This window comes from Allobosea eneae (assembly GCF_042657265.1).
Taxonomy (GTDB): Bacteria; Pseudomonadota; Alphaproteobacteria; order Rhizobiales; family Beijerinckiaceae; genus Allobosea; species Allobosea eneae.
Window position 1 is genome coordinate 1 of sequence record NZ_JBHSLW010000016.1, and the last position, 15,131, is coordinate 15,131.

The window sequence follows — 15,131 nt, forward strand, 5'->3', positions numbered from 1 at the left end:
GAGTGGCTGGGGTCCACATCGCTCGCTCCAAGATGGCCTGAACAACCCCTTGGAATCACGAGTGCCCCAGTCGCTCAACCCTTTCGGGACGGGCTCTGAGGGAGTCGGTCAATTCGAAGAAGCCATGGGCGGCCGAGCCGCGCGCATGGACAATGCGCTCGGGAATCCTCTCGTGATCGAAATGCTGGATTTTTTCCCGCAGGACGAAATCTGCGAGAAGCGTCGGCCCCCGGCTTCCGCCCTTCAGCGAATTTTGGTTGTCGCTGACGGGAACGCCGTGATTGGTCGTGATCCGATCATCGGGAGCCGATGCCGTCTGGTGCAACTCCCCGCCATTCCCTGGCTTGGCTTGCCCCCGAGAGCGTTCGTTACGAGAGGTGCGGGCCATGGAACTGTGTCCTTCAGCGATAAATTACGATGGCTCGATCTGCGCGCCGCCAAAATCGCTCTGGTGTAGCGCGGCTCGAGGCGCTGGATCCGATCGATGACCAGGATGTCGGGAGTCCGCTTCGCGGAGTTCTCACAAAACGAAGTGGAACGCGTCGAGTTCCAGCCTTCACGATCTACACCTGCTCTGCAGCTCGCCGTGATCAGTGCTTCGGCGAGTTCGGCAGCTAGGAAGAGCGGGCCGCCGCTAGGTTTTTTACTGAGCGCGTAGGCGGCGAAGATTTGGTGTACCAGGACTTATTCGTTAGCGTGATTCGACCCCAAACGTTTGCTCTATGGATCTTCATCCATTGTCTTGCTGAAGCCGCCTGCTGCACACCGCAGAGCAAAAATTCGCTTGAGATCGGCAATCGGTTCGGTGGTATCCGGCATAGCGCTCGCTGGAATGAGGGCTCCGGCACGCCGGAGCCCTCAACCATCACGCCGCCTTCGCCTGCGCCTTCATGTTGACCTTGGTCTCGCCGAGCTGCGAAAGCGTCTGGTCCGTCTTCGTCTCCTCCGCCAAGGTCTGGTCGAGGAGTTTTGCGGCATCGTTCATGCCGAGCTGCTTGGCCCAGGATTTGAGCGTCCCGTAGCGGGCGATCTCATAATGTTCCACCGCTTGGGCGGCTGCGAGGAGACCCGCGTCGAGCGCGGGCGTGCCCTCGAACTCCTCGATGATGGATTTGCCTTCCTCGATGATGCCGAGGATCGCATCGCAGGTCTTGCCGCGTGGCGCCTTGCCGATGATCTCAAACACCTCGGTGAGGCGTTCGACATGGGTCTCGGTCTCGTCACGGTGCTTCTCGAAGGCCTCCTTGAGCTCGGGCGCGGTCGCGGCCTTCGCCATCTTTGGCAGAGCCTTCAGAATCTGCTTTTCGGCGTAGTAGATGTCCTTGAGCGTATCGAGAAAGAGGTCGTTGAGTGCTTTGGGTTCGGATGCCATGACGCGCTCCCTGACGAATGTCGGTCCACTGAAGGAACGAGAGAGCGGTCACGCGGTTCCAACTTCATCGCGTGTTTGTCGAGGGTATCTCGGCCCGCTATGGCGCCCGCATCAGGAGCACTTGCAATGCGCATTGAAAATCACAGCGAATACGTCGCTGCCGCCGAGCGCGCCAATGCTTTGAGCGATGCGCCGGAAGGGTCAGACGCAGCCGGGGAGCGCGCGGTTCTGATCGAAGCCTTGCGCAAATGGGATCGGGAGCATGCGCGCGAGAACGCGCACGGGCCGGAGGACGATCCTGAGCCGGGCAGCAACGATAACCCCGACGATCTTCCTGTTGCCGGTCTGCCGGGCAATCTCGGTAAGCTCCAGGCTGACTAGCGTCTACAGTTGCCACCAAAGTGGCCTGACCTTGCCCCTTTAGTGCTGTCTGGACCGGGTGGCGAACGCGTCCGTGTATCGCGCGGCCGATGGCAGAGAGCGTATCGGGAGAGGGCGTATGTCGCCCACGCGCGCCCGGCAAAGCCGTGGTTCCGCGCCGCGAGCTGACGATGCGAGGCCAGAAACAAGACGTCTTCATTTTGGAACCCACTCTCGACCTTCCGGTTCTTCTGAAGTGCCAAGATCGAGGGTGACGTGCAAAGCGGCTCAGCTGGAACTCCGCGGATCTACTATCTGCATCCGACCCTCGGTGGCGGGCCTGAAAACTGGGGCGGCCATCTCCAACGCGCTCAGGAACTGGGTTTTTCTCACGCCCTTTTGGCATGGCCCTTTTCTGCCTCTGACGATTTGTTCCTGACACATGACATCGAGTCGATCGGCGGGCAGGCGGCGTCTGGCGTGCTCGACAAGCTGGCCGGGCAATGTCGGGTACACGGCCTGGAGCTTTGGATCGATCTTGCGATCGATCGGGCTGACGGCTCCGGTCCCTTCGTCGCAAAGCGAGAGAATTGGTGGAGCAAGGTCGAAGTAGCCGGCCTCGATCCTCGTACGATCCACCGCCAGCATGAGCGAGCAGCGCGATTTGCCGATGAGGCGGTGTGCCAGGAACTGACCTCGTTCTGGCAGGACCGCCTGCTGCGTTGGCAAGAGGCCGGAATCAGCGGCGTCCGTTGCCACGGCGCGGCCGATCTCTCTCTCAAGCTGTGGCAGGAGATTCTCGTGCCAGTGCAGCAAGCGGAGCCCTCGTTTGCCGCCTTCGGCTGGATGCCGGGGCGCCCGCGCCAGACCCTGGTCGAGGCCGGCCGGGTCTTCCAGTTGCTTCCCTCGTCGGTGGCGTGGTGGACGGGCGGTGAACCCTGGCTGACGCAAGAGTATAACGATCTCTCCGGAAGCGTGGCGCTCATCGGCTTTCCCGCGGACCCGTTCGGCGGACGCGTCACCAAGCCGGCGGCGATCAATCTCGATCGCCGGCACAGCCTGGCGGCGAGTGCGGCAGCGCTGCTGGCCGACGGGTGGCTGATGCCGATGGGTTTTGAGTTTGAGATGGAGGCGCCTTTCATCGAGGCCCGTCGAGAGGATTTCGAGGAAGCCTCCTCACGCAAGACGGACGCGCTTCAGGAGCAGATCCGTGCGCTCAACCGGGCGCTGGCGACTCATTCGACCGTTGGCAACCGGTCAATGCGAGGGTTGGAACTCTGTGGCGATGTGGTCGCGATTGTGCGTGTCGAAAACGAACGTCCGGTTCGGCTCGTGCTGCTCAACCGGGATCCGATCAATGCGTGCGAGCCCGAGATCGACCGGCTGGCGGCAAAGGTCGAAGCCAGGCCGGAGGGGTCGAATGTCGACCGTCATCTCCCGGCGGCTGCAGGCACGCTGATCGCGCTCTCGGCGAGCCGGCCGGTGCAGAACGATGCCGTCGCGTTGCCGCATGAGCGGACACGACTCGATGCCGACAGGCTGGCCATCGAGGCCGTGACCCCGGCGGTCGACAATGGCCGTTTCGCCGTCAAGCGCACGGTCGGCGACCTTGTTGCGGTTGAGGCCGACATCTTCAGCGATGGACACGACGTGCTCGCAGCCGAGCTGCGCTGGCGCGCCGCCGACGAGAGCGAATGGTCGCGCGTGCCGATGAGCTTCCTGGTCAATGATCGCTGGCGCGGTGAATTTCCTCTGCTTCGGACAGGCCGCCATCTCTTCGCGATCGTCGCCTGGTGGAGCGAGTTCGGCACTTTCCGCCGCGATCTCCGTAAGAAGCACGAGGCTGGCGTGCCGATCGCGCTCGAACTCAGGGAAGGGCGGCTGATACTCGAAGAATTTTCCGCGACCGCGTCCGCGGCGGATAGGGCGGTCATCGAGCGGCACCTGCAGCGGCTCGACGAAGCGGATAGCGATCAGGTCGATATCCTGCTCTCGGACGCACTCGGGAGAGCGATGGAGCGCGCCGATCCACGGCCCCATGCCGTCAGCTCCGAGATGTATCCGGTCGATGCCGATCGCGAGGCCGCCTCGTTTTCGAGCTGGTACGAGCTCTTTCCGCGCTCGATTACCGACGATCCCACCCGCCATGGGACATTTCGCGACGTCATCGGCCGTCTCCCGGCGATCAAGGCGATGGGCTTCGACGTGCTCTATTTCCCGCCGATCCACCCGATCGGCAAGACCAATCGCAAAGGCCGCAATAATACGCTGACGCCTGCGCCCGACGACCCCGGCAGTCCCTATGCCATCGGCTCGCCGGAGGGGGGCCACGACGCCATCCATCCGGAACTCGGTACGCCCGAGGATTTCCGCGCCCTGGTCGACGAAGCGGCGAAGCACGGGCTCGAACTGGCGCTCGACTTCGCCATCCAGTGCTCGCCCGACCATCCCTGGCTTCGCGAGCACCCTGATTGGTTCCAATGGCGGCCGGACGGCTCGATGCGCTATGCCGAGAACCCGCCGAAGAAATATCAGGACATCGTCAACGTCGACTTCTATGCGCCCGGCGCTATTCCCGGGCTATGGCTCGCCCTGCGCCACGTTGTCCAGCACTGGGTCGACCAGGGCGTCCGCATCTTCCGGGTCGACAATCCGCACACCAAGCCCTTCCCGTTCTGGGAATGGCTGATAGCCGATATCCGTTCGCGCGATCCGGGCGTCATCTTCCTGTCGGAGGCCTTTACCCGTCCGAAGGTGATGTATCGCCTCGGCAAGGTCGGCTTCACCCAGTCCTACACCTATTTCACCTGGCGCAACACCAAGGCCGAGCTGACGGAATACCTGACGCAGCTCAACGAGGCCCCGGTGCGGGACCTGTTTCGGCCGCACTTCTTCGTCAATACCCCCGACATCAATCCCATTTTCTTGCAGAGTTCGGGGCGGCCAGGCTTTCTGATCCGCGCGGCGCTGGCGGCGACATTGTCCGGCCTATGGGGCGTCTATTCTGGCTTCGAGCTTTGCGAGGCCGCGGCGATCCCCGGTAAAGAGGAATATCTCGACAGCGAGAAGTACGAGATCAAGCCGCGGGACTGGCAGGCGCCCGGCAACATCATTGCGGAAATCACCCGCCTGAATCAGATCAGGCGCAGTCATCCGGCGCTGCAAAGCCATCTGGGCCTGTCCTTCTACGATGCGGCGGATGACAACATTCTCTACTTCGGCAAGCGCGTCGGTACCGCATCCGAGATCATCCTGGTCGCGATCAATCTCGACCCATTCGGCGTGCATGGCGCCTCGATCGAGGTTCCGCTCTGGGAATTCGGACTGCCCGATAACGGCACTGTCGCCGTGGAGGACCTGATGCGCGGTGCCCGCTTCGACTGGCATGGCAAACGGCAGACGATCCGGCTCGATCCGCAGGACACGCCCTTTGCGATCTGGCGCATCACGCCCGGGAGCAGGGTCCAATGATGGATGCGAGCCTTATTCAGACCGTCGCGGCGGACGCGGCCGATCCGCAATGGTACAAGGATGCGGTGGTCTACCAGCTCCATGTGAAGTCGTTCTTCGACGCGAACGGCGACGGTATCGGCGATTTTCCTGGGCTGATGGCCAAGCTGGACTACATCGTCGAGCTTGGTGCCACGGCGATCTGGCTGCTGCCGTTCTATCCCTCGCCCCGCCTCGACGACGGCTACGATATCTCGGAGTACAAGGCCGTCCATCCGGACTATGGCTCGACTGCGGATGTCAGACGCTTCATCCGGGCGGCGCATGAGCGCGGCCTGCGCGTCATTACCGAGCTCGTCATCAACCACACCTCGGACCAGCATCCCTGGTTCCAGCGGGCCCGGCTCGCCAAGCCGGGCTCGGCGCACCGGAATTTCTATGTCTGGTCCGACGACGACAAGCTCTATTCAGGCACGCGCATCATCTTCCTCGACACCGAGCGCTCGAACTGGACCTGGGACCCGGTGGCGAAGGCCTATTTCTGGCATCGCTTCTATTCCCATCAACCAGACCTGAACTTCGACAACCCTGCCGTTCTCAAAGCGGTCCTGGGGGTGATGAAGTTCTGGCTGGAACTCGGCGTCGACGGCCTTCGCCTCGATGCCGTGCCCTACCTGATCGAGCGCGACGGCACCTCGAACGAGAATCTGCCGGAGACGCACGATATCCTGCGCAAGATCAGGGCCGAGCTCGACGCCACCTTTCCCAACCGCATGCTGCTGGCCGAGGCCAATATGTGGCCGGAGGACACGCAGGCCTATTTCGGCGCCGGCGACGAATGCCACATGGCGTTTCATTTCCCGCTGATGCCACGGATGTACATGGCGATCGCGCAGGAGGATCGGTTCCCGATCACCGACATCATGCGGCAGACGCCGGACATTCCGGAGAACTGCCAGTGGGCGATCTTCCTGCGCAACCATGACGAGCTGACGCTCGAAATGGTGACGGACAAGGAGCGCGACTATCTCTGGAACTTCTACGCTTCCGACAGGCGGGCTCGCATCAATCTCGGCATCCGGCGAAGGCTGGCGCCTCTGCTCGAACGCGACAGGCGCCGCGTCGAGCTGATGACCAATCTGCTGTTGTCGATGCCAGGCACACCGGTGATCTACTACGGCGACGAGCTCGGCATGGGCGACAACATCTTCCTTGGCGATCGCGACGGCGTGCGCACGCCGATGCAATGGTCGCCGGATCGCAATGGCGGCTTTTCGGTAGCCGATCCCGCCAGCCTCGTGCTGCCGCCGATCATGGATCCGCTCTATGGCTTCAGCGCCGTCAATGTCGAGGCGCAGACGCGCGATCGCCATTCGCTGCTGAACTGGACCAAGCGCATCCTCGCAGTTCGCAAGGAGCACAAGGCCTTTGGACGCGGAACTCTGCGCTTCCTCTACCCCAAGAACCGCAAGGCTTTCGCCTATCTGCGGGAGCATGATGGCGAGACGATTCTCTGCGTCTCAAACCTGTCTCGCTCGGCGCAGGCTTTCGAGCTCGATCTGGCGGAGTTCGCCGGCCGCCATCCTGTCGAGATGCTCGGCAATTCGGTCTTCCCCGCCATCGGGCAGCTCACCTATCTGATGACGCTGCCGCCCTACAGCTTCTACTGGTTCCTCCTGGTGGAAGGTGCGCAGGCGCCGTCCTGGCACGCACAGGCGCCCGAGCCGATGCCCGATTACACCACCTTCGTGCTGCGCGGCGGGCCCGACGAGATGATCACGCCGCAGCACCGGCGCGAATTCGAGACCAGTATCCTGCCGCCTTATCTCGCCAAGCGCCGCTGGTTCGCGGCCAAGGACCAAAAGCTCCAAAGCGCGCGCGTGGCGCTGACGGCGCGCATGGGCCCCAATCGCGAGATGGCGCTCGTCGCGGTCGAGGCTGTGCATGGCGGCGGCAGCGAGCGCTATCTCCTGCCGCTCGGCATCAGCTGGGACGAGGAGGTCACCGCGGCGCTGCCGCAGCAACTCGCTCTTGCGCGCGTGCGCCGCGGTCGGCGCACCGGATTTCTGACTGACGCCTTCGCATTGCCGGGCTTCATCCATGAACTGCTTGCCCTGCTCAAGGCGGGCGCCGAGGTCAGGAGCGCGGCGGGAGTGGTTGCGTTCAGGCCGACAGCGGCGTTCGACACTGTCGAGATACTGCCGGACGATCCGGTGCGGTGGCTTTCGGCCGAACAATCGAATTCCTCGGTGGTCGTCGACCACAAGGTTATGCTGAAACTGTTCCGGAAGCTCGCCCCCGGCCGCCATCCGGAGGCGGAGATGATGCGGGCGCTGACCGAGCGCGGCTTCGCCAACGCGCCAGCCCAGCTTGGCGAGATCGTCCACGTGCCGGAGGAGGGGGAGGAGGAGATACTGGGCGTCGTCCAGGCCTTCATCCCCGGAGAGGGCGATGCCTGGGACTGGACCGCGTCCTATCTCGGCCGCGTTCTCGACGAGCTCTCGCGAGAGGGCGCCGATCTCGCCGACCTGCTTTCGACCTTCGAGAGCTTCGCCGCGATCCTGGGGCGCCGCGTCGGCGAGATGCATGTCGCGCTCTCGCGGCCGACCGATGACGAAGCCTTCGCCCCGATTCCGGCTGACGGCGCGCAGGTCGAGCGCTGGACGAAGCGGGTCGAGGGCCGCGTTCAGGCGGCCTGCGACAATCTCGAGCGGCAGCGCGAGCAGCTGGGCGAGGACGAGCAGGCGCTGGCCGACGGCGTGCTCGGGCGTCGGAAAGGCCTGCTCACGCTGGTGAGACGGCTGTGCAAGGCGGGCAAGGGTAGCCTGCTTCATCGTATCCATGGTGACTTCCATCTCGGCCAGACCCTGGTTGCGAGCGGCGACGTGATGATCATCGATTTCGAAGGCGAGCCGTCGCAGCCTCTGGCGGAGCGCCGGGCCAAGGACAGTGGCTGGCGCGACGTTGCCGGCATCCTGCGCTCATTCGACTATGCGCTCGCGGCGGCGCGCCGCAGCCCTGGCGCGGCGAGCCATGACGGCGCCTATGCGACGCTCGCGACGGCGTTCAGGGAGAGGATGCCGCAGGCTGTGCTGCAGGCCTATTCGGAGGCCATGGCCGCTCAGAATGGTGAGCGATCGCGAGACGGGGGAGAAGATAAGGCACTCCTCGATCTCTTCATGGTCGAGAAGGCTGCGTACGAGATCAATTACGAGGTCAGCAATCGGCCGGACTGGCTCGGCGTGCCCTTGCGCGGCTTGACCGACCTCATGGACCGTTTGCTAAGCGGGGAAGCCGATGACGAATAGGCTGGCAGAGCGGATTCCGCCGCTGGATGCCGAGGTCGCGACTGCCCTCGCGCAGGGGCAATTCGGCGATCCTTTTGCCGTGCTCGGCCCGCATCGCGGCCCTGATGGACGTTTCGTCCGGGTGTTCCTGCCCGGTGCCAAATCCATCGCCGTGCTGCAAGGCGAACGGCGCGAGCGCACCGAGCTGACGGCGCGCGAGCCGGCCGGATTGTTCGAGGGAGCGATCGGCGATGGCGCGTACCTGCTTTCGATATCCTGGCCGGGCGGCGAGCAGGTCACCGAGGATCCGTATTCATTTGGTCCGCTCCTCGGCGAACTGGACCTGCATCTCATCGGCGAGGGCCGGCACCAGCGGCTGGCGGATGCGCTCGGCTCGAACCTCGTCACGGTCGATGGAGTGAACGGTGTCCGCTTCGCCGTCTGGGCGCCGAACGCCCGGCGGGTCTCGGTGATCGGCGCTTTCAATAGTTGGGACGGCCGCCGCCATGTCATGCGCCGCCGCGGCGGCAGCGGCATCTGGGAACTGTTCATACCGCGGCTCGGCAATGGCGAGCTCTACAAATACGAGATCGTCGACCGACACGGTCATGCTCTGCCGCAGAAGGCCGACCCGGTTGCGCGGACTGCGGAGCCGCAGCCGGGTACGGCCTCGGTGGTGCCGCGTCCGCCGTCGCATGTCTGGCGCGACGGCGAATGGATGAGCTCCCGCGGCACCCGACAGAACGAAGCGGCACCCATCACGATCTACGAAATCCACGCCAGCTCTTGGACGCGCGGTCCGAACGGGACGACGCTCGACTGGCGCGGTCTGGCCGATCGCCTCGTACCCTACGTCAAGGAGATGGGCTTTACCCATGTCGAGCTCATGCCGGTGGCGGAGCATCCGTTCACCGGCTCCTGGGGCTATCAGCCGCTCGGCCTCTTCGCCCCGACCCGACGCTTCGGCGATCCGGAGGACTTTGCGATTTTCGTCGATGCCTGCCACCAACAGGGGATCGGCGTGATCGTAGACTGGGTGCCGGCGCATTTCCCGTCCGACGCGCACGGCTTGGCGCGTTTCGACGGAACCGCGCTTTACGAGCACGAGGACCCGAGCGAAGGCTTCCACAAGGATTGGAACACGCTGATCTACAATTTCGGTAGGCGCGAGGTCTCGGGCTTCCTGATCGGCAGCGCGCTGCACTGGCTCGAGCATTTTCATGTCGATGGCTTGCGGGTCGATGCCGTCGCCTCGATGCTTTACCGCGACTACAGCCGCAATCCCGGCGAATGGCGGCCGAACGTGTATGGCGGACGCGAGAATCTCGAGGCGATCGATTTCCTGCGCCATCTCAATGCGGTCGTGGCTGAGCGGCATCCCGGAGCCATCATGATCGCCGAGGAGTCAACGGCTTGGCCGGGCGTGACGCGCCCAATAGACGAGGGGGGCCTTGGCTTTGACTTCAAATGGAACATGGGATGGATGCACGACACGCTGCACTATCTGGCGCGTGATCCGATCCATCGCCGGCATCATCACGACGAGATGACCTTCGGCCTGGTCTATGCCTTCGCTGAGCATTTCGTCCTGCCGCTCTCGCATGACGAGGTGGTGCATGGCAAAGGCTCGCTACTGGGCAAGATGCCAGGCGACCGCTGGACCAAGCTTGCGGGGCTGCGCGCCTATTTCTCGTTCATGTGGACCCATCCGGGTAAAAAGCTGTTCTTCATGGGCGGTGAGATCGCGCAGGAGCGCGAATGGGACCATGACGGCGAGATCGACTGGGATCTGCTTCGTGAGCCCGGCCATGCCGGCGTGCAGCGCCTGATCAAGGATCTCAATCGCATCTATCGCGAGCAACCGGCGCTATACGCTACCGATTCCGACCCGGGCGGTTTCCGCTGGGTCGTGCAGGACGATCGCGAGAACAGCGTCTACGCCTTTCTTCGTCAGCGGCCCGGTTCGCCGACCGTGCTCGTGGTGGCGAATCTCACCCCGGTGCCGCGGTCAGGCTATCGGCTGGGCGTCCCGGTCGCGGGCTTGTGGCGCGAGGCGCTCAACAGCGATTCCACCTTCTATGGCGGATCCGGCATCGGAAATGGCGGTGGCGTTCATGCCATGGGCATCTCCAGCCATGGCTACCCGGCCAGCATCGATCTGGTGCTGCCCCCGCTCGCCGCGGTGATCTTCTTCGCCGAAACCTGAGCCTGTGGGCCGACGACGGGAGAGGTGAGCCATGCTCGATGTCAGCCATGAGAGCGCTTCCGCCCACCCAAGCGCGATGCCTCGCTTCGGCGCGTGGAAGGAGGGCGAGAAAGCCGTCTTCCGCATCTGGGCGCCGGCTGTCGCGCAACTCGCGATCGAAATCGATGGGAACGCACCTGCGCCGATGGCTCCGCTCGCCGATGGCTGGCACGAATATCGGGCCGAGCGTCCGTTCGGAACACGTTATCGATACCGGCTGCCTGACGGCACTTTCGTACCCGATCCAGCTTCTCGGCGGCAGGAAGGAGGGGTTCATGGCGAGAGCGTGCTGGTCTCGCCGGACGATTATGCTTGGCGCAGCACAGATTGGCGCGGCCGGCCGTGGCGGGAGACGATCCTTTATGAATTGCATGCCGGCCTCCTCGGCGGCTTCGCCGGCGTCGAGCGCGAGCTGCCCCGACTGGCAGATTTGGGCATCACTGCGATCGAGCTGATGCCGATTGCCGATTTTCCTGGCAGCCGGAACTGGGGCTATGACGGCGTGCTGCAGTTCGCACCCGCCGCCGCTTACGGGACCGCGGCCGAGCTCAAGCGCCTGATCGATCGCGCGCATGAGCTGAGACTCAGTGTCCTGCTCGATGTCGTCTTCAATCATTTCGGCCCGGATGGCTGCTATCTGCACACCCACTCGCCGGAATTCTTCAAGGCCGGGAGCCAGACACCCTGGGGCGCCGGCATCGATTTCGATCGGCCCGAAGTCCGTGGCTTCTATCGCGCCTGCGCCCTGCAATGGCTCGACGAATTCCGCTTCGACGGGCTGAGATTCGATGCGGTCCACGCCATCCCATCGACCGAGTTCCTGCTCGAACTCGAACGCGACATCCGCGCGGCGCTGCCGAAAGAGCGACACATTCATCTCATCGTCGAGAACGAGGACAACGACGTCGATCTGCTCGGCGCCTATGACGCGCAGTGGAATGACGATTTCCATCATGCCATCCACGTGCTGCTGACCGGCGAGACACGAACCTATTACGGGAGCTTCGCGCCCGAGCCTCTCGGGCATCTCGCCCGGATTCTCGAGAGCGGCTTCGCCTTCCAGGGGCAGGTGGCGCCAAGCCGTGGGCGGTCGCGCGGCAAGCCGAGCGGGCATCTGGCGCCGAGCCGCTTCGTCAACTGCCTGCAGAACCACGACCAGATCGGCAACCGGCTCTTCGGCGAGCGGCTGCTCGCTCTGACGGGGCCTCGCCGAGTCAAGGTCGCAGCGGCGCTGCTGCTGCTCAATCCGCAGATTCCCATGCTGTTCATGGGCGAGGAGCATGGCAGCCGCACGCCGTTCTATTACTTCACCGACCATAATGAGGAGCTGGCTCAGGCCGTACGCGAGGGGCGCAAGCGCGAATTCAAGCATGAGGACCATGGCGGCGACCCGCTCGCGCTGGATCCTAATGCGCCGGAGACCTTCGAAGCCTCGCGTCCGCAGGCCGGCGACGATGCCGATGAATGGCTCGCACTCTATCGCGAGCTGATCAACGTCAGGCGTAGCCTCATCGTCCCGGACCTCGACGACTGCCGCAGCAATGGAGCCGAACCGCTCGGCGCGCAGGCATTGACCGCCGGCTGGCGGCTGGGCGCCCGCAAGCTCGTTCTGCTCGCAAATTTCGGCGACGAGCCGGTCGAAACGGCCTTGCCCGCAGGCCGGCCGATCTTCTCGCTCGGGCCCGTCGCGGTCGCGGCCGACGCGGTAACGCTCGACGGTCCGTCGTTCCTGGCGATTCTGTCCGACTGAAAACGCCTATCGCTGGGCGATTGCGACGCGGTACGCAGAATCGCTGCCCGGCCCGCTCGGCGCCAGCATATTGCCGGACACCGCGCCGCCGACGATCGGTCTCCATTCGGCACTGAACGTTGGCAATTCGATCCTTGTGTCCTGCCACCACGCAGCTGAAAGCGTGAGCTCGGCCGAAACCATCGCGGCGCACCGCAATGGAGCGACAACGAGAAGGGCGGCATGCTGCGTCTCGCGCAGGTAGGCGACGACATCGTCCTGTCGCACGCCGGTCACCGCTAGCGGACGATAGCTTGCCCCGACGAAGAGGTCCGGCCTTTCACGCCGTGCCCGCAGCAGGCGATACAGCACCTGCTGCTTGATCCTGCCGTCGCGCCAGTGGCGGCGGAGTTCGCTCTCCTCTGCTTCGGACGCCAAGGCGTGCTGGCGTACTGCAAAGTCGACCGGCCGGCGATTATCTGGGTCAACCATGCTGAGATCCCAGAACTCCGTGCCTTGATAGGTGTCGGGCACACCGGGCGCCGTACATTGCAGGATCAATTGCACGATGCCGTTGAGCGCGGCCGCAGGCGCGATCGTCTCGACGTAATGCTCAACCGATTGAAGGAAGGCGGCGCTGCGCGAAGAATCGAGCGTGGCACGCAGAAACTGCTCCGCTGCCAGCTCATAGCTCTCATTGGGCGAGACCCATCCGGTTTTCAGCTTCGCTTCGCGCAAGGCCTTGACCCACCATGCGCTTAGCCGGTGGGCGAATTCCCCCGCCAGTGCCGAGCCATCGAGTGGCCAGCTGCCGACCAGCATTTGGTAGAACTGATATTCGTCGCCTCGGTCGAGCTCGTCTGGGCGGATCGCCTTGTTCTGGGTGAACCAGCCCTCGACAACCTCCCGCCAGCGCTGCACATCCTCGCTGATCACGGCCAGGCGTGCTCGGACATCGGCGCCGCGCTTGTGGTCGTGGGTTGCGAGGGCCAGCATGGAGCGCGGCTGGGCCGTTGCGCGCTCGCGCATCCGCTCATGGAATTCCGCGACCGGCAGAGTCAGCCGCGCCGCGTCGAAGCCGACATCGTTGCGCGATAGCAGCCGACCGTATCGGTAGAAAGCGGTGTCTTCGACGCTGCGCGCGGCCAGCGGCGAGGTCAGCTGGTTGAAGCGCTGTACGGCGGAACTGCGCAGATCGGCTGGAAGCCTAGGCCCGCAGCCGGTCATGGCCGCGCTGATGAAGTCGAGGGCGAGATGTTCCGCCTGCGGCTGTGCCCGTGCCGTTTCGAGCGCGGCCTGGAAAAACGGGCCTGGTTCTTCGATCTCGCCCGCGCCGGTCAGATAGGTGCGATAGCTGTGCATGTTGCAGACCAGCGCCGCCGTTGCCCGCCGCATCGCGCCGCGCGGAATATCGAGGTCGCGGCCGGCCGCGGCCGCCAGCGCCATCAGCCTGTCGACGACATATTCGAGCTGGCCTTCGAAGCCGTGTTCGAGGACCTCGCGCCGGGCGCTCTGCTCCTCGTCGGCGAAGGCGGCAGGCCGGCCGCTGATCTCGGACCAGAACGATGCCAAGATCGGTTCGGAGCGGCCGTCATGGAGCACGGCGTCGACCTGATCCATAAAATCATAGCCGGTCGTGCCGTCGACGTCCCAGTCGGTAGGCAGGGCTTCGCCGGGCGCCAGAATCTTCTCGACGATCAGCCAGGCAGGACCGGGCGTCGCCCAGCTCGGCCGCTTTCGAGATAGGGCTTCGAGCCGCGCACGGAGTTTCGCGCAATAGCCCGCCGGATCGGCGAGGCCGTCGACATGGTCAATTCGCAGGCCGTCGATCAGCCCTTCCTCGTAGAATGCGAAAGCAAGGCGATGGGCAGCCTCGAAGGCCTGCGGGTCTTCGATCCGAATACCCGCAAGCTGGGTGACCTCGAAGAAGCGACGCCAGTTCAGCCTGTCCGACGCATTGCGCCAGTAGTCGAGACGATAGTGCTGGCGCTCGATCAGGGCGCGCAGCGTGTCGGCCTCGCGATAAGCAGCCTGTCCGACCGTGCTGATCTCCGCATCGTCGTCCGCGCGCAATGGAAAAAGATGCTCGCCATAGCGCAGTGCGAAACCTTGCCGGGCCGGATCCTCGACCACCACGAGTTTTCCCTGGTCGAGCGCATCGTTGAAGGGCTCGCCGAGGAACGGCACATGGATGCGCCCGGCGAGAACCGGATCGCGCTCGTCGAAATCGACGTCGAACCATCTCGCATAAATGCTGTCTTGCCCGCGCTTCAGCAGGTCCAGCCACATTGCGTTATCGTCGCCGCCCACGGCGACGTGGTTTGGCACGATATCGATGATGACGCCGATGCCTTCGCGGCGGAATGCCTCGGCCATTGCGCGAAAATCATCGGCGCCGCCGAGTTCGGGATTGATGTCGTCATAGCTGATGACGTCGTAGCCATGCAGCGAGCCGGCACGCGCCGCCAGGATCGGTGACGAATAGACGTGGCTTACACCAAGCCGCCGGAGGTATCCGGCAAGGCCGAGAGCTGCCGAAAAGGGAAAGCCCCGGTGGAACTGCAGCCGATAAGTGGACTGCACCGCATTCGCTTGTCGCAAGCTGACCCCCTCGGCTCTCCAGCAAATCGCTGCACTTGCACAACGTTCGAAGAGACCAGCAGTTCGGCTCCGACAACACGCAGCAAA

The 15,131-nt window shown here is 64.1% G+C and carries 8 protein-coding genes and 1 pseudogene; 5 read left to right on the top strand and 4 right to left on the bottom strand.

Annotated features, from left to right (window positions below):
• Positions 1-97: 97 nt before the first annotated feature.
• Both ACFPOB_RS12745 and ACFPOB_RS12750 read right to left on the bottom strand, forming a co-directional pair.
• Positions 98-388: pseudogene (locus ACFPOB_RS12745) on the bottom strand (catalase); the annotation flags it as partial.
• Positions 389-865: 477 nt separating this feature from the next.
• Complete coding sequence (locus ACFPOB_RS12750; protein WP_377798827.1) at positions 866-1,372, bottom strand: YciE/YciF ferroxidase family protein; 507 nt, start codon at positions 1,370-1,372, stop codon at positions 866-868.
• A gap of 126 nt (positions 1,373-1,498) precedes the next feature.
• Between ACFPOB_RS12750 and ACFPOB_RS12755 the strand changes: the two genes are divergently transcribed.
• The gene (locus ACFPOB_RS12755; RefSeq protein ID WP_377798828.1) at positions 1,499-1,753 is read left to right on the top strand and encodes a hypothetical protein; all 255 of its coding nucleotides are present in this window, start codon (positions 1,499-1,501) and stop codon (positions 1,751-1,753) included.
• 267 nt (positions 1,754-2,020) lie between these two features.
• Here the strand turns inward: ACFPOB_RS12755 and ACFPOB_RS12760 are convergent, their stop codons facing one another.
• The gene (locus ACFPOB_RS12760) at positions 2,021-2,548 is read right to left on the bottom strand and encodes a hypothetical protein (protein WP_377798829.1); all 528 of its coding nucleotides are present in this window, start codon (positions 2,546-2,548) and stop codon (positions 2,021-2,023) included.
• Here ACFPOB_RS12760 and ACFPOB_RS12765 point away from each other — a divergent pair.
• Genes ACFPOB_RS12765 through treZ form a run of 4 tightly spaced genes read left to right on the top strand, consistent with a single transcriptional unit; the run spans position 2,534 to position 12,464 of the window.
• Positions 2,534-5,203, top strand: a complete 2,670-nt coding sequence (locus ACFPOB_RS12765) for an alpha-1,4-glucan--maltose-1-phosphate maltosyltransferase (RefSeq protein ID WP_377798831.1) — start codon at positions 2,534-2,536, stop codon at positions 5,201-5,203. The two genes, ACFPOB_RS12760 and ACFPOB_RS12765, sit on opposite strands and share 15 nt — an antisense overlap.
• Positions 5,204-5,217: 14 nt before the next feature.
• Positions 5,218-8,490 (top strand): maltose alpha-D-glucosyltransferase, encoded by a 3,273-nt coding sequence (gene treS, locus ACFPOB_RS12770; protein ID WP_377798883.1) that lies wholly within the window; start codon positions 5,218-5,220, stop codon positions 8,488-8,490.
• Positions 8,480-10,675, top strand: coding sequence for a 1,4-alpha-glucan branching protein GlgB (gene glgB, locus ACFPOB_RS12775; RefSeq protein WP_377798833.1), 2,196 nt, complete (start codon positions 8,480-8,482; stop codon positions 10,673-10,675). The genes treS and glgB overlap by 11 nt, the downstream gene beginning before the upstream one ends.
• Before the next feature lie 31 nt (positions 10,676-10,706).
• Positions 10,707-12,464, top strand: a complete 1,758-nt coding sequence (gene treZ / locus ACFPOB_RS12780) for a malto-oligosyltrehalose trehalohydrolase (protein ID WP_377798834.1) — start codon at positions 10,707-10,709, stop codon at positions 12,462-12,464.
• Positions 12,465-12,470: 6 nt separating this feature from the next.
• On the opposite strand, the gene treY is transcribed toward treZ, so the two are convergent.
• Entirely contained in the window at positions 12,471-15,026 is a 2,556-nt protein-coding gene (gene treY, locus ACFPOB_RS12785; protein ID WP_377798884.1) for a malto-oligosyltrehalose synthase, read from the bottom strand.
• Positions 15,027-15,131: the final 105 nt, after the last annotated feature.

Coding starts and splice junctions, on each gene's coding strand:
- glgB (WP_377798833.1), top strand. CDS start 8,480: ATGACGAATAGGCTGGCAGAGCGGATTCCGCCGCTGGATGCCGAGGTC.
- ACFPOB_RS12755 (WP_377798828.1), top strand. CDS start 1,499: ATGCGCATTGAAAATCACAGCGAATACGTCGCTGCCGCCGAGCGCGCC.
- treZ (WP_377798834.1), top strand. CDS start 10,707: ATGCTCGATGTCAGCCATGAGAGCGCTTCCGCCCACCCAAGCGCGATG.
- ACFPOB_RS12750 (WP_377798827.1), bottom strand. CDS start 1,372: ATGGCATCCGAACCCAAAGCACTCAACGACCTCTTTCTCGATACGCTC.